Source organism: Streptomyces sp. NPDC001068 (genome assembly GCF_042897315.1).
Lineage (GTDB): Bacteria > Actinomycetota > Actinomycetes > Streptomycetales > Streptomycetaceae > Streptomyces.
In genome coordinates this window covers 36,623-56,676 of record NZ_JBIAYD010000004.1, presented here as the reverse complement: position 1 = coordinate 56,676, position 20,054 = coordinate 36,623, and the positions used below count along the sequence as shown (strand labels likewise).

General features: G+C 73.3%; 18 protein-coding genes. 10 read left to right on the top strand and 8 right to left on the bottom strand.

All coding sequences use genetic code 11. The features are described from left to right. Nucleotides 1-18: 18 nt before the first annotated feature. Nucleotides 19-3,285: a BTAD domain-containing putative transcriptional regulator gene (locus ACFY3I_RS12545; protein WP_390860552.1), complete on the bottom strand. Its 3,267-nt coding sequence runs from the start codon at nt 3,283-3,285 to the stop codon at nt 19-21. 173 nt (nt 3,286-3,458) lie between these two features. On the opposite strand from ACFY3I_RS12545, the gene ACFY3I_RS12540 reads away from it, so the two are divergent. Continuing rightward, entirely contained in the window at nt 3,459-4,259 is an 801-nt protein-coding gene (locus ACFY3I_RS12540; RefSeq protein ID WP_390860551.1) for a site-2 protease family protein, read from the top strand. Between the two features lie 3 nt (nt 4,260-4,262). Here ACFY3I_RS12540 and ACFY3I_RS12535 read toward each other — a convergent pair whose 3' ends face one another. Together ACFY3I_RS12535 and map are read right to left on the bottom strand one after the other, a co-directional pair. Further along, on the bottom strand, nt 4,263-4,910 hold the full coding sequence (locus tag ACFY3I_RS12535) for a heme oxygenase (biliverdin-producing) (RefSeq protein ID WP_390860549.1): 648 nt from the start codon (nt 4,908-4,910) through the stop codon (nt 4,263-4,265). Between the two features lie 158 nt (nt 4,911-5,068). After that, a complete protein-coding gene (gene map / locus ACFY3I_RS12530) occupies nt 5,069-5,926 on the bottom strand; it encodes a type I methionyl aminopeptidase (RefSeq protein ID WP_365294481.1) in 858 nt (285 codons plus the stop codon). Nucleotides 5,927-5,984: 58 nt separating this feature from the next. On the opposite strand from map, the gene ACFY3I_RS12525 reads away from it, so the two are divergent. Next, the gene (locus ACFY3I_RS12525; protein ID WP_365294479.1) at nt 5,985-6,218 is read left to right on the top strand and encodes a hypothetical protein; all 234 of its coding nucleotides are present in this window, start codon (nt 5,985-5,987) and stop codon (nt 6,216-6,218) included. Between the two features lie 13 nt (nt 6,219-6,231). Here the strand turns inward: ACFY3I_RS12525 and ACFY3I_RS12520 are convergent, their stop codons facing one another. Both ACFY3I_RS12520 and ACFY3I_RS12515 read right to left on the bottom strand, forming a co-directional pair. Further along, on the bottom strand, nt 6,232-7,500 hold the full coding sequence (locus ACFY3I_RS12520; RefSeq protein WP_365294477.1) for an MFS transporter: 1,269 nt from the start codon (nt 7,498-7,500) through the stop codon (nt 6,232-6,234). A gap of 82 nt (nt 7,501-7,582) precedes the next feature. After that, complete coding sequence (locus ACFY3I_RS12515; protein ID WP_390860548.1) at nt 7,583-8,185, bottom strand: hypothetical protein; 603 nt, start codon at nt 8,183-8,185, stop codon at nt 7,583-7,585. Nucleotides 8,186-8,265: 80 nt separating this feature from the next. Between ACFY3I_RS12515 and ACFY3I_RS12510 the strand changes: the two genes are divergently transcribed. From ACFY3I_RS12510 to ACFY3I_RS12500, 3 genes are all read left to right on the top strand, one after another. After that, nucleotides 8,266-9,345: an exo-alpha-sialidase gene (locus ACFY3I_RS12510; protein WP_390860547.1), complete on the top strand. Its 1,080-nt coding sequence runs from the start codon at nt 8,266-8,268 to the stop codon at nt 9,343-9,345. A 37-nt stretch (nt 9,346-9,382) separates the two neighbouring features. Next, a complete protein-coding gene (gene npdG / locus ACFY3I_RS12505; RefSeq protein WP_365294472.1) occupies nt 9,383-10,111 on the top strand; it encodes an NADPH-dependent F420 reductase in 729 nt (242 codons plus the stop codon). A gap of 84 nt (nt 10,112-10,195) precedes the next feature. Further along, complete coding sequence (locus ACFY3I_RS12500; RefSeq protein ID WP_390860546.1) at nt 10,196-10,462, top strand: hypothetical protein; 267 nt, start codon at nt 10,196-10,198, stop codon at nt 10,460-10,462. On the opposite strand, the gene ACFY3I_RS12495 is transcribed toward ACFY3I_RS12500, so the two are convergent. From ACFY3I_RS12495 to ACFY3I_RS12485, 3 genes are all read right to left on the bottom strand, one after another. Beyond that, on the bottom strand, nt 10,455-11,123 hold the full coding sequence (locus ACFY3I_RS12495) for a PhzF family phenazine biosynthesis protein (RefSeq protein ID WP_390860545.1): 669 nt from the start codon (nt 11,121-11,123) through the stop codon (nt 10,455-10,457). The genes ACFY3I_RS12500 and ACFY3I_RS12495 overlap by 8 nt on opposite strands. 73 nt (nt 11,124-11,196) lie before the next feature. Continuing rightward, nucleotides 11,197-12,699, bottom strand: coding sequence for an HtaA domain-containing protein (locus ACFY3I_RS12490; protein WP_390860544.1), 1,503 nt, complete (start codon nt 12,697-12,699; stop codon nt 11,197-11,199). A 55-nt stretch (nt 12,700-12,754) separates the two neighbouring features. Further along, nucleotides 12,755-14,167 (bottom strand): HtaA domain-containing protein, encoded by a 1,413-nt coding sequence (locus ACFY3I_RS12485; RefSeq protein WP_390860543.1) that lies wholly within the window; start codon nt 14,165-14,167, stop codon nt 12,755-12,757. A 119-nt stretch (nt 14,168-14,286) separates the two neighbouring features. On the opposite strand from ACFY3I_RS12485, the gene ACFY3I_RS12480 reads away from it, so the two are divergent. The 5 genes from ACFY3I_RS12480 (at nt 14,287) to efeB (ending at nt 20,051) form a co-directional block, all read left to right on the top strand. Beyond that, on the top strand, nt 14,287-15,282 hold the full coding sequence (locus ACFY3I_RS12480) for a hemin ABC transporter substrate-binding protein (protein ID WP_390860542.1): 996 nt from the start codon (nt 14,287-14,289) through the stop codon (nt 15,280-15,282). Next, nucleotides 15,279-16,337, top strand: coding sequence for a FecCD family ABC transporter permease (locus tag ACFY3I_RS12475; protein ID WP_390860541.1), 1,059 nt, complete (start codon nt 15,279-15,281; stop codon nt 16,335-16,337). The genes ACFY3I_RS12480 and ACFY3I_RS12475 overlap by 4 nt, the downstream gene beginning before the upstream one ends. A gap of 302 nt (nt 16,338-16,639) precedes the next feature. Beyond that, nucleotides 16,640-17,461 (top strand): heme ABC transporter ATP-binding protein, encoded by an 822-nt coding sequence (locus ACFY3I_RS12470; RefSeq protein WP_390860540.1) that lies wholly within the window; start codon nt 16,640-16,642, stop codon nt 17,459-17,461. 162 nt (nt 17,462-17,623) lie between these two features. After that, nucleotides 17,624-18,760, top strand: coding sequence for an iron uptake system protein EfeO (efeO, locus tag ACFY3I_RS12465; RefSeq protein ID WP_365294458.1), 1,137 nt, complete (start codon nt 17,624-17,626; stop codon nt 18,758-18,760). 10 nt (nt 18,761-18,770) lie between these two features. Then, nucleotides 18,771-20,051: an iron uptake transporter deferrochelatase/peroxidase subunit gene (gene efeB, locus ACFY3I_RS12460; RefSeq protein WP_390860539.1), complete on the top strand. Its 1,281-nt coding sequence runs from the start codon at nt 18,771-18,773 to the stop codon at nt 20,049-20,051. Nucleotides 20,052-20,054: the final 3 nt, after the last annotated feature.

Below are 20,054 nucleotides of genomic sequence, written 5' to 3'. Positions count from 1 at the left end.
CGGCGGCCGGGTGCCGGGTCAGAGCAGGGCGGTGGCCTCCACGAGGGAGAGGCCGCCGCCCTCGGCGTACGCGGCCTCGTAGGCGGTGTCGTCGCCGACCGCGGCACGGACCCGGTCCTCGGTGCGGCCGTGCAGCCGGCGTTCCATGCCGGAGGGGACATGTGCGGCGGGCCGCAGGGCGACGGCGGCGCCCAGGCAGCGGGCGGCGTCCAGGGCTCGGGTGCCGCCGTCCGCGCCGGCCAGGGCGAAGGCGGCGACGGTCAGGCTGGAGGAGCCGGAGTGCGGGGTGACGGCCTGGGCCAGCGGGTCGTCGGAGTGCGCTATCGCCTCCCGCAGCTTGGCCAGGGCCTCCGTGTGGAGACCGTCGAGGGCGTCCACCCAGGCCTCCTGGATGAGGATCATGGCGTCGAAGACGACGAAGTGCGAGATCTTGAACTGGACGCGCAGCAGGCGGAGCTGCTCGCGGGCCTCGGCGATCCGGTCGGTCAGCAGCAGCCACACGGTCAGGAAGAGCCGGGCGGCGGGCATCGCCTCGCTGTGGCTGCTCTCGTGGTGGTCGATGACCTCGCGCAGCAGCCGTTCGCCGCGTTCGGTCTCGCCCAGTTCGAGCAGCGCCATGCCGAGGCGGGCGTTGAGCACGGCGACCTGGGTGCGGGCGTCGAGCCGCTCGGCGCAGCGGATGGCGGCCTCGTAGTCGGCGGCGGCCTCCCGGTACTCCCCCATCCGCTCCCGGGACTCGGCGCGCGCCGAGAAGGCCTCGGCGGTACCCCAGTCGTCCCCGAGGCGCCGGAAGATCTCCAGCGCCTCGTCGGCGTCGCGGGTGGCGGCACCGGCCGAGGTGGCGAAGTTGGCGAACACGTTGGCGCGCAACTGGAGGGCGCCGGCGAGTTCCCACTCGTAACCGGGTGTACGGCGACAGGTCTCGACGCCGGCGTCCACGATGGTGCGCAGCTGCTCCAGGCCACCGGTCAGCATCACGGCGAAGAACCAGAACATGCCGGGGGCCCGGCAGGTCTGCGGCAGTCCGGGCTCGTAGGCCTGGGTGACGGCGCGCATCTTGGTCTGCGCCTGCGGTGTCTGCCAGGCCTCCAACTCGGTGTCCATGCACGCCAGATGGGCCAGGTGGATGCCGCGCCGGGCCTCGACGAGCACCTCCCCGGTGTACGGCGGCGGGGTGTCGTGCGGGCGCTGCCACACCGGTTCCGCGCGGCGGACCGGCTCGGCGAACGGGTCCGGGCCCAGGGCCATGATGTCGGCGCACCAGGTGCGGGTCTCGACCCGCTTGTCACGCAACTGCCAGTACCAGACCAGGGAGTGGGCCAGGCACAGCGCCTCCTGCTCGTCCCTGGCGGCGACGGCGTGCCGGATGGCCGTGCGCAGGTTCTCGTACTCCCGCTCCAGCCGGGCCACGGCGGCGCGCTGACCGGTTCCGCGCAGCAACGGGTCGGTGGTGCGGGCGAGTTCACGGTAGTACGTCAGATGGGCGCGCTCGGCGGGGGCGCGCTCGCCGCTCTCGTCCAGGCGGGCGCCGGCGTACTCGGCGACGGTCTCCAGGAGCCGGTAGCGCATCCCCTGGCCGTCCGAAGGGGCGGCGACTACGAGGGACTTGTCGACCAGGGAGCCCAGCGCGTCCAGGGCCGCGGGGCCGCAGACCGCCTCGGCGGCGGCCAGGTCGCAGCCGCCCGCGAACACCGAGAGCCGGCCGAGGACGCCGCGTTCGTCGGCGTCGAGCAGGTCCCAGGACCAGTCGACGACCGCGCGCAGGGTCTGCTGGCGGGGCAGTACGGTCCGGCTGCCGGAGGTGAGCAGGCGGAAGCGGTCGTCGAGCCGGTCGGCGATCTGCCGGGGCGTGAGCATCCGCAGCCGGGCGGCGGCCAGTTCGATGGCCAGCGGCAGCCCGTCCAGGCGGCGGCAGATCTCGGCGCAGGCCGCCGCGGTCTCCTCGTCGGCGTCGACCGTGAAGCCGGGCCGGGCCGCGGCGCCCCGGTCGGCGAGCAGCCGCAGGGCCACCGGATCGGGCAGCGGCTCCACCGGGCGCAGCAACTCCCCCGGTACGCCGAGGGGTTCACGGCTGGTGGCGAGAATCCTCAGGTCCGGGCAGCGTTCCAGTAGCCGGGCCGCGAGATCGGCCGCCGCGTCGACGACGTGCTCGCAGTTGTCGAGGACGATCAGCATGCGTCGCCGGGAGCAGTGGTCGACGAGCCGGTCGACGGGGTCGTCGTGCCGGTCGGCCGCGGCCCGCATGCCCTCGGCGCCGGCGCCGTAGAGCACGGTCTCGCGGGCACCGACCGCGCTGAGCACGGCCTCGGGGACGTCGGCCGGGTCGTCGACGGGCGCCAGCTCGGCCAGCCACACCCCGTCCCGGACGGTGTTCCGCGCGGTCTCCGCGGCCTCCTGGGACAGCCGGGTCTTGCCGGCCCCGCCGGGCCCCAGCAGGGTGACCAGGCGGGCGGTGGCGAGGTCGCCCCTGATGGCCTCCAGGTCGGCCTCGCGGCCCACGAAGGAGGTGAGCCGGGCGCGCAGGTTGCCGGGCCGGGCCGGCTGCTCGGGGGCCGCCGCCGGTTCGAGCAACCCGGCGTGCAGAGCGCGCAGTTCGGAACCCGGGTCGGAGCCGAGCCGGTCGGCGAGCAGATGCCGTACGTCGTCGTAGGCGGCCAGCGCCTCGGCGGTGCGGCCGCAGGCGTGCAGGGCGCGCAGGCGCAGCGTCTGGAGGGGTTCGTCCAGCGGGTGGGCGTCGCACAGGGCGGTCAGCTCGGGCAGCGCCTGTTCGGCGTGGCCGAGGGCGAGGGCGGCGGCGTGGCGGGCGCGCAGCGCGTCGAGGCGGCGGACGTCGACGCGGGCCGCCTCGGCGGTGCGGTCGGGCAGGTCGGCCAGGGCCGGGCCGTGCCACAGGGCGAGGGCGTCGTCGAGGACGGCCGCCGCCTTGGCGGGGTCGCCGTCGGCGAGCGCCCGCAGTGCCTCGCCGGTGAGCCGCTCGAAACGGTGCAGGTCGATGTCGTCGGGGGCGGCGGCGAGCCGGTAGCCGCCGTCGGTGGACGCGACGGCGTCGGCGCCGAGCGCCCGGCGCAGCCGGCCGACCAGGGCCTGGAGCGCGCCGGCCGCGTCCGCGGGCGGGTCCTCGCCCCACACCTCGTCGACGAGCAGCCCGGCGGGCACCGCGCGCCCGGGCCGCAACGCCAGCACGGTCAGCAGGGCACGCAGGCGCGCCCCGCCCACGGGGACGGCCGTGCCGTCGGGGCGGAGTGCCTGGGTGGTGCCGAGAATCCGGTAGCGCACGGGGTCCATTGTCCCTGGGGACGCCCGGGCGCCGCTCGCGGGTTTCGGATACGCGTGAACCGGGAGGAGTCGAGGGTGCGGGTCCGGCCGGTCACGGGATGATGAACTCCTTCTTCACCCGCCACCTGTACGGTCTACCCCGCACGCCACCACCACCGACGCGTCCCCAGGAGTCCCGGCCCATGACCGCCACCACCACCCGCCACAGCGACCGGCGGATCTCTCCCGTGTTCGTCGGGATCGCGGCCGTCACCGCGGTCACCGGGTGGGCCACCTGGTCCGGCTTCGCCGAGCAGCCCGGCGTCGCCGTGTTCCTGTTCGTGACGGCGGCCTGGATCGTCTCGCTGTGCCTGCACGAGTACGCGCACGCGCGCACCGCCCTGCACAGCGGTGACACCTCGGTCCGCGCGAAGGGTTATCTGAGCCTCAATCCTCTCGCCTACACCCACGCCCTGCTGAGCATCGTGCTCCCGGTGCTGTTCGTGATCATGGGCGGGATCGGCCTGCCGGGCGGCGCGGTCTTCATCGAGCGCAACCGGATCCACGGCCGCTGGCGGCACAGCCTCGTCTCGGCGGCCGGCCCGCTGACCAACGTGCTCTTCGCCGCCGTCTGCACCGCTCCCTTCTGGCTGGACGCCCTGGACGGCGTGCCGCGCGACTTCCGTTACGCGCTCGCCTTCCTCGCCCTGCTCCAGGTCACGGCCGCGATCCTGAACTTCCTGCCGGTGCCGGGCCTGGACGGCTACGGCGTGATCGAGCCCTGGCTGTCGTACGGCGTCAAGCGCCAGGTGGAGCCGTTCGCGCCGTTCGGCCTGCTCTTCGTCTTCGCGCTGCTGTGGGTGCCGTCGGTCAACAGCGTGTTCTTCGACGTGATCGACGCGCTGCTGCGGGGGCTGGGCGTGGGCGACGTCGACACCTACTGCGGCCAGGAGCTGTACCGCTTCTGGCAGGGGACGAACGACTTCTGCTCGGCGGTCGGCTGACCCTCACGCGGAGAGCGGGAACTCCTCGCCGAGCGCGTGGAACATGTCCGTGTTGAGCGCGAAGGCGCGCTTGCACTCGGTGACGATGCGCTGCTTCTCCAGGTCGTCGGCGTCCACCGCGTCGAGGAGTTCGCGGTAGCCCCGCTTGAAGGCGGCGGGGTTGGCGACGTTCTCGAAGACGTAGAACCGGACGCCGTCGCCCTTCTTCTCGAAGCCCCAGGTCCGCTCGGCCCGGTCGCGGATGATCTGGCCGCCGGAGAGGTCGCCGAGGTAGCGGGTGTAGTGGTGGGCGATGTATCCGGCGGGCCATCCCCCGGCGCACTCCCGGACCCGGGCCGCGTACTCCTCGGTGGCCGGCAGCGCGGTGAGGCCGGTGCGCCAGCCGGTCCCGCGCAGGTGCGCGAGGTCCCGCTCCAGCGCGGCGAGCCGGAACAGCTCGGGCCGCACGAACGGCCCGGCCACCGGGTCGGACGCCAGCCGCGCGGCCCCGCTCTCCAGCGCGTCGTACACGAACCACAGCTGCTCGGTGTAGCGCGCGTACGCCGCCACGCCCAGCCGGCCGCCCAGCAGGTCGCTCATGAACGTCGAGGTCTCCGCCGCCACGTGCTGCTCGTGGGACGCGGTGCGGATGAGTGTCGAGAAGGACTCCATGGGCACCATCCTCTAAGGTAAGGCTTACCTAAGTCAATGGCCTTTCCGACGTTTCGTCGGCAACGTTACCGACACCATGTCGGTAAAAGCGTACCCGAAAAGGGCCCGCCCTCCGAGGCGGAGGACGGGCCCGGTGGAACGGCGGGGCCGCGGGCGGGCTACGGCAGCGTGAGGATCTCCGCGCCGGTCTCGGTCACCACCAGGGTGTGCTCGAACTGCGCGGTCCGCCTGCGGTCCTTGGTGACCACGGTCCAGCCGTCGTCCCACATGTCGTACTCGTGCGTGCCGAGGGTCAGCATCGGCTCGATCGTGAAGGTCATCCCGGGCTGCATCACGGTCGTCGCGTGCGGGCTGTCGTAGTGCGGGATGATCAGCCCGGAATGGAACGACGAGTTGATGCCGTGGCCGGTGAAGTCCCGCACCACGCCGTATCCGAAGCGCTTGGCGTACGACTCGATGACCCGGCCGATGATGTTGATCTGCCGGCCGGGCCTGACCGCCTTGATCGCCCGGTCGAGGGACTCCCGGGTCCGCTCGACCAGCAGCCGGCTCTCCTCGTCGACGTCCCCGACCAGGTAGGTCGCGTTGTTGTCGCCGTGCACCCCGCCGATGTACGCCGTCACGTCCAGGTTGACGATGTCGCCGTCCTGGAGGACCGTCGAGTCCGGGATGCCGTGGCAGATGACCTCGTTGAGGCTGGTGCACAGGGACTTCGGGAAGCCGCGGTAGCCCAGCGTGGAGGGGTAGGCCCCGTGGTCGCACATGTACGCGTGCGCGACCCTGTCCAGCTCGTCCGTGGTCACCCCCGGCGCGATGATCTTCGCGGCCTCCGCCATCGCCCGCGCGGCGATACGGCCGGCGACCCGCATCGCCTCGACGGTCTCCGGGGTCTGCACCTCGGGCCCGGTGTACGGGGTCGGCGCGGGTTTGCCGACGTACTCGGGGCGGCGGATGTTCCCGGGTACCGAACGGGTGGGAGAGAGCTCCCCTGGTACGAGCAGCGACTGGCCAGACATGCCAGCGAGTCTAACCAGCGGGCATGCGGGAACATGTGGAAGGCGAAAGGAGATGGTCATGGCCCTGTTCAAGAAGCGGACCGTCGGCAAGCCGGGCGAGTGGTACTACTGCCTGGAGCACAAGAAGGTCGAGGAGGGCCCCGAGTGCCCTGCCAAGGACCGGTTCGGCCCCTACGCCAGCCGGACGGAGGCCGAACACGCGATGGAGATGGCCCGCGAGCGCAACCTCGAGTGGGAGAACGACCCGCGCTGGCACGACGCCCCGGCGGGTGACTCCTCGGACGAGGGCTGACCGGAGGAACCGGTCAGAGGGGGGTCGGTGCGGCCGTGCGCTGGGCGCGCAGCCGCACGGCGTGCTCGTCGGTCCGGGCGTCGTAGGCCATCAGCGCGGGCAGGCACAGGGCGAGCAGGCCCACCGCGCCGGCGCACAGCACACCGCCCACACCGACGGACGTCCGCACGCCGAGCCAACCGGCCATCCCTCCGGCCCGGACCTGTCCGACGGTCGGGCCGACCGAGTACGACAGCAGTTCGATCCCGGCGAGCCGGCCGCGCAGCTCGTCGGGGATCGTCTGGTTCCACATGGCGCCCCGGAAGATCCCGCTGACCATGTCGCAGCCGCCGGCCACGGCCAGCAGGAGCAGCACCAGCCACACGTTCCGCACGGCACCGGCGGCGGCGATCGCCAGGCCCCACAGCGCGGCCGACAGCACCACCATCCGGCCGTGCCTGCGCACCCGGCCGGTCCAGCCGCTGACCAGGCTCACCAGCAGCGCGCCGGCCGGGATCGCCGCGTACATCAGCCCGAGGGACCACTTCGCGTCCAACTCGTCGGCCAGGAACGGCAGGACGGCGAGCGGCATCGCCAGGAACATCGCCGCGAGGTCGACGGCGTAGGTGCCGAGGAGTTCCTTGCGGCCCCAGGCGTAGCGGGCGCCCTCCGCGATGGAGCGCAGGGAGGGCTTCACCGCCTCGTGGGCGGCGGGGGACGCGGCGATCGGAACGATCAGGACGACCGAGACGGCGAAGGTGACGAGGTCCGCGCCGTACGCCCAGCCGAGGCCCGCGTAGGCCACGACCAGGCCGGCGACGGCGGGTCCGGCGACGCCGCCGACCGTCCAGCGGAACGAGTTCAGCGCGGCGGCGGCCGGGAGGTCGTCGTGGGCGACGATCCGCGGCCAGAGCGAGTCGAGGGCCGGGCGCTGCACCGAGCTCAGCGCGGCGGAGAGCGCGGCGACGGCGTACAGCGGCCAGACGGCCGGACGCGGCACCAGGGCGTTCAGCAGCAGGGCCGCGCTGAGCAGGCCCTGGCCGGCCTCGGTCCACAGGATCAGCAGCCGCTTGTCGAGGGCGTCGGCGAGGGCACCGCCGTACAGGCCGAACAGGATGAGCGGGAGCAGTTCCACCGCGCCGATGGCGCCCACGGCGGCCGCGCTGCCGGTGAGGTCCTTGATCTGCACCGGGAGCGCGACGAACGTCAGGAAGGTCCCGAAGTTGCTGATCAGGCCGGAGGCCCACAGGCGGCGGAAGTCGGCGGAGGCCCGCCAGGGGGCGAGGTCGGGAAGCACGGTCACGCTGAGCCATGCTGAACGGCCGCCGCCGCGGCCTCAACCGCTTTTTCCGCCCACCGACCCGAGCCGGGTGGTGGGCGGGAGATCACCAAGGGGTCGGGGGCGGGGCCGTCACCGTCTCGGCCAGCCTCGCGAGGCGGTCCCTGAAGCGGCGGCGTCCCCTCGGCGACGGGCCGTTCTCCCCCGTCGCCGCGCTGACCAGGTGCTGGACCGTGTCCAGGTCGAGTTCCGCGTCCTCGGGGACGGTGAGCGTCTCGTGGGCCATCGACGCCAGCGCGCCGTCGGGCGCGGCGGCCAGCGCCAGTACCGTCACCCCGGCCCGGCGGGCGGTGTGCACGTGGTCCAGGAGCGGTTGCGAGGAGTCGCCCGGCGCCACCACCAGCAGCGTCTCGCCCCGGCGTGCCGCCTCGATGCGTCCGGGGCCGACGGCGAGGTGCGCCGGGTCGGTCGGCCTGGCCCGGTGCCGTACCAGCGTCGGCGCCAGTTCAGGGGTACCGGACCACGCGGCCTCGTCCACGAGGTGCGCGGCGAGATGCCACGGCTCGTACTCAGGGGTGCCGAGCAGCAGCAGTCCGCCGCCGTGCGTCACCACCGAGCCCCGCAGCGCACCCGCGAATCTGCGTGTCGCCCCCAACCACTCGGTTCCGGCCAGCACTTCACGCAGCAACGCGACCCGTACGGCGTCCATGCCCCGGCATACTGCCTCAATCGGTCACTCGTGACGCGGAGTTCACCGCGAATTCGCCCGCCCCGGGGAGGAGGCGGCCCATGAGTGACGCAGAAGCAACCATTCCCTTCCGTGCGGGCACCGAGGGTTACGCCAGTTTCCGGATCCCGGCCGTGGTGGTCTCCCGGGCGGGCACCGTGCTCGCCTTCTGCGAGGGGAGGGTGGACTCGGCCGCCGACCACGGGCACATCGAGGTGGTGCTGAAGCGCTCCACCGACGGCGGGCGCACCTGGGGAGCGCTCCAGGTGGCCGCGGACAACGGCACCGACCTCGCCGGCAACCCCGCTCCCGTCGTCCTGGACAGCGGCCGGATCCTGCTCGTCCACGTCCGCAACGCCGCCTACGCCACCGAGAACGCCATCCTGCGCGGACAGGTGCCGGACGCGGACGGGCGCCGGGTGTGGGTGCGGCACAGCGACGACGACGGGGTGACGTGGTCCGTTCCGCGGGAGATCACCGGGTCGGTGAAGGAGGCCGGGTGGCGGTGGTACGCCACCACCCCCGGGCACGCCCTCCAACTGGCCTCCGGGCGGGTCGTCGTGGCCGCGAACCACACCCTGCCGCCCACCGGCACCGACAACGGCACGGAGGCGAGGTACAACAGCGGCCACTGCCTGCTCAGCGACGACCGCGGCGAGACCTGGTATCTCGGCTACGTCGACGAGAACACCGACGGCTACGTCAACGTCAACGAGACCTCCGCCGCCGAACTGCCGGACGGGCGCGTCTACTTCAACACCCGCAACGACTCGCCTTCGCCGGGCAACCGGGCCGACGCGCACTCCGAGGACGGCGGGCGGACGCTGGTGAAGCCGTTCCGGCCGCAGGCCGGGCTCACCGCGCCGGTCTGCGAGGCCTCCGTCCTGCAGTTGCGGGACCCCGACGTGCTGCTCTACTCGGGCCCCGCCGACCCCGCCACCCGTGCGCTGATGACGATCCGCGCGTCCGGCGACGGCGGTACCACCTGGCGTCCCGTCCACCCGGTCGACGGCCTGCCCGCCGCGTACTCCGACCTGACCCGGGTCGACCCGGACACCGTCGGACTGCTGTACGAGACCGGGGACTTCGGCGCGTACGAGACGATCACCTTCCGCCGGGTACCGGTGAACCGGCTCACCTGACCGGGTGCGGCCACCCCCGCGGACGTAGAGTCGGCCCATGACCTCTTCCGACACTTCCGACAGCGCACAGCAGGCGGCGGCCGAGAAGGCCCCCGCCAAGGATCCCTGGGACCTGCCCGACGTCTCCGGACTGGTCGTGGGTGTGCTCGGCGGCACCGGCCCGCAGGGCAAGGGCCTCGCCTACCGGCTGGCCCTGGCCGGCCAGAAGGTGATCATCGGTTCCCGGGCCGCCGAGCGCGCGCGGGCCGCCGCCGACGAACTCGGGCACGGAGTCGAGGGCGCCGACAACGCGGAGTGCGCGCGCCGCAGCGACCTCGTGATCGTCGCCGTGCCGTGGGACGGGCACGGCAAGACGCTGGAGTCGCTGCGCGCGGAACTGGCCGGGAAGCTGGTCGTGGACTGCGTCAACCCGCTCGGTTTCGACAAGAAGGGCGCGTACGCGCTCAAGCCGGAGGAGGGCAGCGCGGCCGAGCAGGCCGCGGCGCTGCTGCCGGACTCCAGGGTCACGGCGGCCTTCCACCACCTGTCGGCGGTACTGCTCCAGGACCCGGAGGTCGAGGAGATCGACACCGACGTGATGGTGCTGGGCGAGGTGCGCGCGGACGTGGAGATCGTGCAGGCACTGGCCGGGCGCATCCCGGGCATGCGGGGCATCTTCGCGGGGCGGCTGCGCAACGCCCACCAGGTGGAGTCGCTGGTGGCCAACCTGATCTCGGTCAACCGCCGCTACAAGGCGCACGCCGGGCTCCGCGTCACGGACGTCTGAGCGGCACCGGCTCACGTCGGGCCCTCCCCGCGGATCCTGCGGACGGGCCCACCACGCGGATCCTGCCGACGGATCCTCCGGGCGATGGGGGACACTGGTGGACGGCCACCGGTGTCCCCGGCCGAACCGACCGAACCGAAAGCGACAGCTCCTATGCCCCGCCTCGCCCTCTACTCCCTGGTCGTCTGCGTTCTCGCCGTCGTCGCCGCCGTCGTGTCGTTCGTCCAGGGCAGCTGGCTGATCGGCGTCGTCTGGGTGCTGCTGACGGGCCTGTCGTCGAACATGACCTGGTACTACGTGCGGCGCGGGCGCGCGGACAAGCCGGTCGCCGCCGGTCGCAGCACTAGCTGAGACCGGGCTGCCGTTCGGCGCCCTCCAGGAGGACCCGCCCGCCGATCTCCACCCAGCCGTACGGCTGCGGTGCCGTCAGGATCTGCGAGCCCCGGCCCTGGGTGATGTTCAGGGCGCGGCCCAGCCGGTCGGTGAGCAGCAGCGCGGCCGCGCCGGTCGCCTCGTCCTCGTCGATGCCGTCGCCGCGGCCGGGGAAGGCACGGGCCCGGACCCGCCCCGCGGGCTCGTCCTCCCAGGCCCAGGCGTAGATCCACTCCCCGGGCTCGGGCACCGGCAGGGCGTCCACCTGGGCGGCCGTGGCGTACTGGCGCAGGGTGCGCGGCGGGGCCCATTCGGGGCGTGCCTCGATCCAGCTGAACTCCCCGTCCAGCCGGGCGCCGACCACGCCGGCCGGTGTGACCAGTTCGGGCACGTCCAGCAGCCAGGCGGTGCCGACGCAGGGGTGGCCGGCGAAGGGCAGCCGCAGCGTGGGGGTGTAGATGTCGACGACCCCGCGCTCGGGGTCGTCGACGAACACGGTCTCGCTGAACCCGAGCTTCGCCGCCAGGGCCTGACGGTCCTCGCGCGCGGGCAGCAGCGAGCCGTCCCGGACGACCCCGAGTTCGTTGCCGTAGCCGCCGTTCGCCGCGCAGAAGACACGCAGCACGTCGTAATCAGTCACTCCGGCATTCAAGCACCGCGGCGGCGGCCCGGTCGCCCCGGCCGAGGGGCCCGCGGCCGCCGCCGGGCGGGGATCACGCCTCGGTGCGGCGCCTGCGCATCGCGAACACCACGCCCGCGCCCGCCGCCACCGTGACCGCGGCGGCCGTGCCGAGCGCGGCGGCCGGAAGGGCCGAGCCGGTGGAGGCGAGGCTGCCGCCGGTGCCGCCGGTGCCGCCGGTGGTCGAACCGGTGACGCCGCCGCTCGCCGAGCCGCCCGCGTCCGAGGCGGTGGAGGTCGGGACGGCGGTGGAATCACCGTCCCCGGAGGGGAGTTGGGCGTCGTCGGTGAGGGCGACGGAGAGGTCGACCGGGTCGAGTTCGGTGCCCGCGGTGTAGTAGCCGCCGAACGCCTTCGCGCCGGCCTCGGTCAGGGTGGCGGCGACGTCGTCGAGGCCGATCACGTCGTCCTCGGGCGTCAGATCGGCGGAGCCGGCGTCGAGGTCGGCCAGTTCCACGTTCTTCGTGGTGGTGCCGAGGCTGGTCACGTCGGCGGTGAGTTCGCCCCTGCCGCCGTCGACCGTCGCCCGGACGTTGCTGAGGGTGAGGTCGAGGCCGTACGTGCCGTTGCTCTCGTGGCCCTTGAAGTTGACCGCGCCCTCGAAGGCGGCGGAGAGGGTGCCGGCGTCCGTGTCGTAGCTGCCGGTCGCGTCGGCGAAGGTGAAGGCGCCGTTGCCGGCGGCCTGGGTCGCGCCGTCGGAGGCGGTGATCCGGCCCTGGGCGACGCCGCCTACCACGTAGGTGCGGAAGGACTCCTTGACGCCCCAGGTGAGGGTGCCGTCGGCTATGTCGCCCTCGGCCGGGGCCGGTTCGGACGCGGACGCGGAGGGCGACGGGGAGGCGGAGGCGGAGCCCGACGCGGAGGCGCTGGTGGAGGGCGAGGCCGACGCCGAGGCGGACGGGCTCGCGCTCTCGGAGGCGGACGGGGACGCGGAGGGCGTCGCGGAGGGCGACTCGGTGGTCCTCTGGACGACGGTGAGCGGGTCGCCTGCCGCGCCCGCGTAGCTCGCGCTGCCGAAGACGTCGGCCGCCTGCCGGGTGAGGGTGGTCGTCATGTCGGTCATCGCGCGGGTGACGGTGACCGTGGCGAGCGGCACGTCGTCCGTGGTGGTGCCGTTGCTGGTCACGTCCGCGGTGATCTGCGCGGCCCCGCTGTCGAACTTCACGTCCGACAGCGTCAGGTCGAAGCCGTGCGGCTGGGAGACGATGTGCAGGCTGCCCCGGAAGCCGAGGTCCACGGTGTGGGCGTCGGAGTCGTAACTGCCGCTGCCCCCGGTGAAGGTGAAGGCGCCGTTGCCGTCGGCCTGGGTCGCGCCGTCCGCCGCGGTGAAGGTGCCGGCCGCGTAGGTCGTGACATAGGTGCGGTAGGACTGCTTGACGCCCCAGGTCAACTCGTATCCGCTGAGCGGCACTTCGGCGGCGGACGCGGTGGTCGCCGCGGTGAGCGCGCCGGCTCCCAGGGTGACCGCGACGGCGGCGGCGAGGGCGAGCTTTCTGGGGGCGGTGGCGCGGGTGGTGGTGCGCGTGCCGGCGGGCATGTGGCTCCTCGTGAATGGTCCGGGGGTCCCGGGAGTCCCGGGATCCCGCAGGGGGCTAGTCCTCGTCGGCGGGGGCGGGCCCGGCCGCGGTGCGGGTGCGGCGCCGGCGGACTGCGACCGCGAAGAGCGCGGCGGCGGCCAGCAGGGCACCCGTGGTGAGGACGACGGGCAGGACGGGGGTGCCGTCACCGGCGGCGGTGGTGTCGCTCGCCACCGGACGGGCCGAGGCGGGGCTCGGTGACGGGGTCTCCGTCTCGTCTCCCGCGCTGCCCAGGTCGGGCAGGGCGGGAAGGGTGGCGTCGGCGGTGAGGGCTACGGCGAGGGAGACCGGGTCCATGGCCGTACCGGCCGGGTACATCCCGGCGAAGGCCTTCGCGCCCTGGGCGGTGAGCTTCGCGGGGGCCTCGGTGACCTCGGCGAGCCCCTTCTTCGGGGTGAGGCCGCCGGCCGTGAAGGTGACCAGCGGGACCTTGCCGGCGGTGAAGCCGTCACTGTCGACGTCGGCGTAGAGGGTGCCCCGGCCGTCCCGGACGGTGACCCCGACCCCGCTCAGTCTCAGGTCGAGGCCGTGGTCGCCGGTGAAGCGGACGGCGCCCGCGAAGGCCGCCGTCAACGCGCCCTCGCGGTACCTCCCTTCACCCTTCGGGAAGCGGAAGAGGGCGCCGCCGTCCTCGGCGCCGCCGGTCAGCGTCCACCTGCCGCGGGCGATGTCACCGGTGACGTACTCCCGGAAGGTGCGGCGCACGCCCCAGTCGACGGCGGCGTCCTCGACGGAGTCGCCCTTCGCGGCGGGCTTCCGCACGGGCGGCTTCGTGGACGGCCTCGTGGACGTGGGGGTGGGGGTGGTCGCCGCCTCGACGTCCGCCGCCAGGCTCACCGGGTCCAGGGCGGTACCGGCCGTGTAGTAGCCGGCGAAGGCGGCGGCGCCCTGCGCGGTGAGGGTGGCGGGCACGTTCCTGAGCACGACGGCCGTGCCGCCGCCCCTCATGTCGATGCCGCCCAGGGCGAGGGAGGCGAAGGGCACCTGTGAGGACGTCGTGACCGCCCCGGTGCCCTTCTCCTTGCTGACGACGTCCAGGTAGAGCGTGCCGGACGAGCCGGAGATACGGACGGTGGGACGGCTGAGGGTGAGGTCCAGCTGATAGGTGCCGTCACTCTCCCGGTGCCCGACGAAGTGCACCCCGCCGGCGAAGGACGCGGTGAACGCGCCGGTGCCGTCGTCGTAGCTGCCGGTGGCGGAGGGGAAGCGGAACTGGCTGCCGCCCACGGTTCCGGTGCCGCCGGTCAGGGAGTAACTCCCCTTGGCTGTCGGCCCGGTGACGTAGCTCTGGAAGGACGATCTGACGCCCCAGTCGAGCCGGCCGCCCTGCACGGTGCGGCTCTCGGCGTGCGCGGGAGCCGCCGGGAGCAGCGCCCCCAGGAGGGTCACGTACACGACGGTGACCAGGGCACGAAGGCACGCGGGCATGGGAGGTCCTCCGGAGACGACGGCCGGTAGCGAACAAAGGTAAGGCTAACCTAAGCTGCACACCAGGCCGCCGCGGTGGCCTCCCACGCCCCGAGAGAAACGGACGGACCGTGCGACGTTTGCGCACTCGACTGGCGGGAGCGGCGGTCTGCGTGCTCGCCCTGACACTGACGGCGGCCGGCTGCGGAAGCGCACCGGAGACCGCGGCCGCGAAGACCACGACGGCGGCCGCCGACCGCGTCGAGCCACTCACCGACACCCCGGCACCGGAACTCCCGGTCACCGTCACCTCCGCCGACGGCCGGAAGGTGACGATCCGGCAGGCCCGGCGGATCGTGCCGCTCTCCGGCAGCCTCAGCGAGATCGTGTTCACGCTCGGACTCGGCGACCGGGTGGTCGCCCGGGACATCACGGCGACCTTCCGGCAGGCGGCGAAGCTCCCGGTGGTCACCCGCAACCACGACGTGTCCGCCGAGGGCGTCCTCTCGCTGAAGCCGGACCTGGTCCTCGCCGAGACGACGACCGGGCCCGACGAGGCCATGGACCAGATCCGCGAGGCCGGCGTCCCGGTGCTGGTCGTGGACCCGGCCCAGGGGCTGGACGACGTCCGCCCGCGCATCCGGGCGGTGGCCGGCGCGCTCGGCGTGCCGTCGGCGGGCGAGGAGCTGGCCCGGCGGTCGCGGGCGCGGATCGCCGCCGTGCGCAAGGATGTTCCGCAGGAGAGTACGAGACCGCGGGTCGTCTTCCTCTACCTGCGCGGCTCGGCGTCCGTGTACCTGATCGGCGGAAGGGGCTCGGGCGCCACGTCCCTCCTGGAGGCCGCCGGGGCGGTGGACGCCGGGGCCGCGTCCGGGCTGGAGAAGGACTTCACCGCCATCACCACCGAGGCGCTCGCCAAGGCCGCGCCGGACGCGATCCTCGTCATGACCAAGGGACTCCAGTCCGTCGGCGGCATCGACGGCCTGGTGAAGATCCCAGGCGTCGCGCAGACGCCGGCCGGGATGGACCGGCGGATCGTCTCGGTGGAGGACGGAGTGCTGCTCAACTACGGGCCGCGCACCGACCAGGTACTGGCGTCGGTCGTGGCCCAGCTGTACGGGGACGGCGCGAAGTGACGGCCGTCGCCGCGCGGTTGCGCAGGAGGCCCTCGGCTGCGGGGCTGCTCGCGGTGGGCCTGACGGCGGTCCTGCTGGTCCTGGTCCCGGTGGCGGCGGGACTCGGCGCGTACCCGATCCCGATCGGGGACGTCCTCGGGTCGGTCCTGCACCGGGCGGGACTCGGCGGTACGGCGCTGGACCGGGTCCCCGAGTCCGTGCTGTGGAACGTCCGCTTCCCGCGGATCGTGCTGGCACTGCTCGTCGGCGCGTCGCTGGGCTGCGCGGGAGCGTTGATGCAGGGCGTGTTCGGCAACCCGCTCGCCGAGCCCGGGGTCATCGGGGTCTCCTCGGGGGCCGCGGTGGGGGCGGTGGCCGCGCTCGCCTTCGGGGCCGGCCTCCTCGGCACCTGGACGGTGCCGGTCTTCGCGTTCGCGGCGGGGCTGGCGACGGTACTGCTGGTGTACGCGGCCTCCCGGTCCGGGGGACGTACGGAAGTGGTCACGCTGATCCTCACGGGCATCGCGCTGAACGCGTTCGCGGGGGCGCTGATCGGGCTGTTCCTCTTCTTCGCGGACACGGCGGCGGTCAGCCAGATCACGTTCTGGCAGCTGGGTTCGCTCTCCCAGGCGACGTGGCCGAAGGTGCTGGCGGTCCTGCCGTGCGCGGTCCTCGGCCTCGCCCTCGCGCCCCGCTACGCCCGCCGCCTCGACCTGCTCTCCCTCGGCGAGCGCCCGGCCCGCCACCTGGGTGTCGACGTCGAACGGCTGCGTCTCACCCTGGTCCTGGTCATCGCCCTGCTCACGGCGGCGGCGGTGAGCGTCTCGGGGATCATCAGCTTCGTGGGCCTGGTCGTGCCGCATCTGCTGCGGATGGCGGCGGGGCCGGGGCACCGGTTCCTGGTGCCCGGCAGTGCGCTCCTGGGGGCGACGGTTCTGCTGGCGGCGGATGTCGCGGCCCGTACGGTGGCCGCGCCGGCGGAACTCCCCCTGGGTGTGCTGACGGCCCTGCTCGGAAGCCCGTTCTTCTTCTGGCTCCTGCGTAGGACCAGGCGCCGGCAAGGGGGGTGGGCATGAGCCGCGCCTCGGCATCCGCTCCGTGCACGCGTACGGCTCCGCCGGGCCCGTGCACGCGCACGACTCCGACCGCTCCGTGCACGCCCGCGGCGCCGTGGGGGCCGGTCGCGCAGTTCCCCGCGCCCCTTAGGTACGCCGGTGGCGGCGCCTGTTCCAGGACACCGGTGCCGTGGGGGCCGGTCGCGCAGTTCCTCGCGCCCCTTTGGTACGCCGGTGGCGGCGTCTCTTCCAGGAGACCTCGTGTCCCTTGGGTGCGTCGGTGCCGTCGGTTCTCAGCCCTTCGACCGGAAGTGCCTGGCCTCATGAGACTCCTGCGATCGCGTCCCGTCCCGCCGCCTCCGTCCTCCCCCGGTGACGTTCTCGTCGAGGCCGAGGGGGTGCGTGTCCGGTTCGGTTCGCGGACCGTGCTCGCCGGGGTCGGACTCGTCGCGCGGGCCGGGGAGGTCGTCGCGCTCGTCGGGCCCAACGGGGCCGGGAAGTCCACGCTGTTGGCGGCGCTCGCCGCCGACGTGCCGGCCGGCGAGGGGCTCGTGCGGGTCTTCGGGCGGCCCGTCGCCGAGTGGTCGGCGGCCGAGCTCGCCCTGCGCCGGGCGGTGCTGCCGCAGGCGGCCGTTCTGTCGTTCCCGTTCACCGTCGAGGACGTCGTACGGATGGGGCGGGCGCCCCATGCCGACGCCGCCCCCGCCGAGGACGCGCGTGCGGTGGCCGGGGCGATGGCGGTCACCGAGGTGGCGGGGTTCGCCGGCCGCCCGTACTCCGCGCTGAGCGGCGGGGAGCGCGCCCGCGTCGCGCTGGCCAGGGTGCTGGCCCAGCACTCGCCGCTCCTGCTGCTGGACGAACCCACCGCCGCGCTCGACCTCAGGCACCAGGAGCTGGTGTTGCGGCTCTGCCGGGAGCGGGCCCGCGCCGGGGACGCGGTCGTCGTCGTGCTGCACGACCTGGCCCTCGCCGCCGCCTACGCGCACCGCGTGGTGATCCTGCGGGCCGGCCGGATCGTCGCCGACGGCCCGCCCGCCGACGTGTTCGAGGACCGGCTGCTGTCGGAGGTCTACGGCCATCCGGTCGAGGTGTTCCCGCACCCGCGGACCGGCGCGGTCGTGGTGGGCCCGAAGCGGCCCGCTTGATCTTCCCTTGACCCTCCCTTGGCGGTGGTTTTCCGCCGCCGGGATCAAGCCGTATCTGTGATCTATCTGTGTCTGGTCAATCCCGACCCGGGTGGGTATCACTGAGGTAAGCCTCATGTAACTTAGGTCAGCCTCACCACACCTCCCCCGCTTGGAGCCTGCATGCGTGCCGTCCGACTCACCGTCACCGCCGCCGCCACCGTGGCGGCTCTGACCGCCCTCTCGGCCTGCACGGCGAAGAGCGACGCCAAGGGCGACGACGCGATCAAGGTGACCGCCGCCGACGCCAAGTGCGAGACGTCGACCAAGTCCGTACCGGCCGGGCAGGTCACGCTCGCCATCGAGAACACGGGCTCCAAGGCCACCGAGGTCGAGATCCTCTTCCCCGACGACCGGATCGTCTCGGAGAAGGAGAACATCGGCCCGGGCACCAAGTACACGCTGACCGCCGAGGTGAAGGCGGGCGCGTACGAGATAGCCTGCCGCCCCGGCATGAAGGGGCACGGCGTCCGGCAGAAGCTGACCGTCACCGGCTCCGGCACGGTGGCCAAGCGCAACCCGACGCTCGACAAGGCCGTCGCCGACTACCGCGAGTGGGCCCAGGGCGAGGCCGACGCGACGATCCCGAAGGTGGAGACGTTCGTCAACGCCGTCAAGGCCGGTGACCTCACCGCCGCGAAGAACGCCTACGCCCCCTCCCGCGTCGGCTGGGAGAGCACCGAGCCGATCGCCGAGTCCTTCGGGGACATCGACCCCAAGACGGACACCCGCGCCGACGGCCTGGAGAAGGGCCAGAAGTGGACCGGCTGGCACGCGCTGGAGAAGGCGCTGTGGCAGGACAAGAAGATCGGCGCCGAGCAGAAGACCCTCGCCGACGAACTGCTCACCGACCTGAAGGACTGGCAGAAGCGGGTCGGCAAGGCCGAGATCACCCCGACCTCGATGGCCAACGGCGCCAAGGAGCTCCTCGACGAGGTCGCCACCGGCAAGGTCACCGGTGAGGAGGACCGCTACTCGCACACCGACCTCAGCGACTTCAAGGGCAACGTGGACGGCGCGCAGAAGGCGTACGAGCTGCTGAAGCCGGTCGCGCAGAAGAACGACGCGGCCCTGGCCGGCGAGCTGGACAAGCAGTTCGCCGCGCTGAACACGCTGCTCGACAAGTACCGCACCACGTCCACCTCGGACGGCTTCGTGTCGTACGACAAGGTCACCAAGGCCCAGCGCAAGGAGCTCTCCGACGCGGTCAACGCGCTCGCGGAGCCCCTGTCCAAGCTCGCCGCGACCGTCGTCAAGTAGGGGGCAGACCATGGCCGAGAAAGCCAATCCGTCGCGGCGCGCGCTCATCGGCTGGGGCGGGGCCGGGCTCGCGCTCGGCGCCGCCGTGGCCGGGGGCGCGGTGGCGATGGCCGACGCGGGCGACGACATGTCGCCGGCCGCCGCCGACGCCGGTGGCGCGGTCGAGTTCCACGGCGCCCACCAGGCCGGGATCGCCACCGCCGTCCAGGACCGGCTGCACTTCGCCGCGTTCGACGTGAAGACCGAGGACCGGGACGAGTTCGTCCAGTTGCTGAAGGACTGGACGGCCGCGGCGCGGCGGCTGACCGCCGGGAAGGCGGTCGGCGACGGCGCCTACGGCGGGCTCGCCGAGGCGCCGCCGGACGACACCGGTGAGGCACTCGGCCTGAAGCCGAACCGGCTGACGCTGACGATCGGCTTCGGACCGTCCTTCTTCGAGAAGTTCGGGCTGAAGGACAGCCGTCCGGACGCCCTGGTCGACCTGCCGCGGTTCCCCGGCGACAACTTCGACGCCGCCCGCATCGGCGGCGACCTGTGCGTCCAGGCCTGCGCCGACGACCCGCAGGTCGCCGTGCACGCCATCCGCAACCTGGCCAGGATCGGCTTCGGCAAGGTCGCCATCCGCTGGTCCCAGCTGGGCTTCGGCAAGACGTCCTCGACCACGCCGGACGCCCAGACCCCGCGCAACCTCATGGGGTTCAAGGACGGCACCCGCAACATCGCGGGCACCGAGACCGACCGGCTGAAGAAGTTCGTGTGGGTGGGCGACGGCGACGGTCCGGTGTGGATGAGCGGTGGCTCGTACCTCGTCGCCCGGCGCATCCGGATGAACATCGAGACCTGGGACCGGACCTCGCTCCAGGAGCAGGAGGACGTCTTCGGCCGGGACAAGGGCGAGGGCGCCCCGGTCGGCAAGGCCAAGGAGCACGACGCGCCGTTCCTCAAGGCGATGAAGCCGGACGCGCACGTGCGGCTCGCGCACCCCGACTCCAACGACGGGATCACCATCCTGCGCCGGGGCTACTCGTTCACCGACGGCACGGACGGCCTCGGTCGCCTGGACGCGGGCCTGTTCTTCCTGGCCTACCAGCGTGACGTGCGCAAGGGGTTCATCCCGCTGCAGCGCAGGCTGTCGGCGTCCGACGCGCTCAACGAGTACATCCAGCACGTGGGTTCGGCGGTCTTCGCGGTCCCGCCCGGCGTCCGGGACAAGGACGACTGGTGGGGCCGGGCGCTGTTCTCCGAGCCCTCCGGGTCCTCCAAGTCCGCCGAGTCCGCCAAGGGGGCGTGAGCC

Excerpts from the sequence above, each read along its gene's own strand:
- ACFY3I_RS12545 (WP_390860552.1), bottom strand. The coding sequence starts at position 3,285 with ATGGACCCCGTGCGCTACCGGATTCTCGGCACCACCCAGGCACTCCGC.
- ACFY3I_RS12540 (WP_390860551.1), top strand. The coding sequence starts at position 3,459 with ATGACCGCCACCACCACCCGCCACAGCGACCGGCGGATCTCTCCCGTG.
- ACFY3I_RS12535 (WP_390860549.1), bottom strand. The coding sequence starts at position 4,910 with ATGGAGTCCTTCTCGACACTCATCCGCACCGCGTCCCACGAGCAGCAC.
- map (WP_365294481.1), bottom strand. The coding sequence starts at position 5,926 with ATGTCTGGCCAGTCGCTGCTCGTACCAGGGGAGCTCTCTCCCACCCGT.
- ACFY3I_RS12525 (WP_365294479.1), top strand. The coding sequence starts at position 5,985 with ATGGCCCTGTTCAAGAAGCGGACCGTCGGCAAGCCGGGCGAGTGGTAC.
- ACFY3I_RS12515 (WP_390860548.1), bottom strand. The coding sequence starts at position 8,185 with ATGGACGCCGTACGGGTCGCGTTGCTGCGTGAAGTGCTGGCCGGAACC.
- ACFY3I_RS12510 (WP_390860547.1), top strand. The coding sequence starts at position 8,266 with ATGAGTGACGCAGAAGCAACCATTCCCTTCCGTGCGGGCACCGAGGGT.
- npdG (WP_365294472.1), top strand. The coding sequence starts at position 9,383 with ATGACCTCTTCCGACACTTCCGACAGCGCACAGCAGGCGGCGGCCGAG.
- ACFY3I_RS12500 (WP_390860546.1), top strand. The coding sequence starts at position 10,196 with ATGGGGGACACTGGTGGACGGCCACCGGTGTCCCCGGCCGAACCGACC.
- ACFY3I_RS12490 (WP_390860544.1), bottom strand. The coding sequence starts at position 12,699 with ATGCCCGCCGGCACGCGCACCACCACCCGCGCCACCGCCCCCAGAAAG.
- ACFY3I_RS12485 (WP_390860543.1), bottom strand. The coding sequence starts at position 14,167 with ATGCCCGCGTGCCTTCGTGCCCTGGTCACCGTCGTGTACGTGACCCTC.
- ACFY3I_RS12470 (WP_390860540.1), top strand. The coding sequence starts at position 16,640 with ATGAGACTCCTGCGATCGCGTCCCGTCCCGCCGCCTCCGTCCTCCCCC.
- efeO (WP_365294458.1), top strand. The coding sequence starts at position 17,624 with ATGCGTGCCGTCCGACTCACCGTCACCGCCGCCGCCACCGTGGCGGCT.
- efeB (WP_390860539.1), top strand. The coding sequence starts at position 18,771 with ATGGCCGAGAAAGCCAATCCGTCGCGGCGCGCGCTCATCGGCTGGGGC.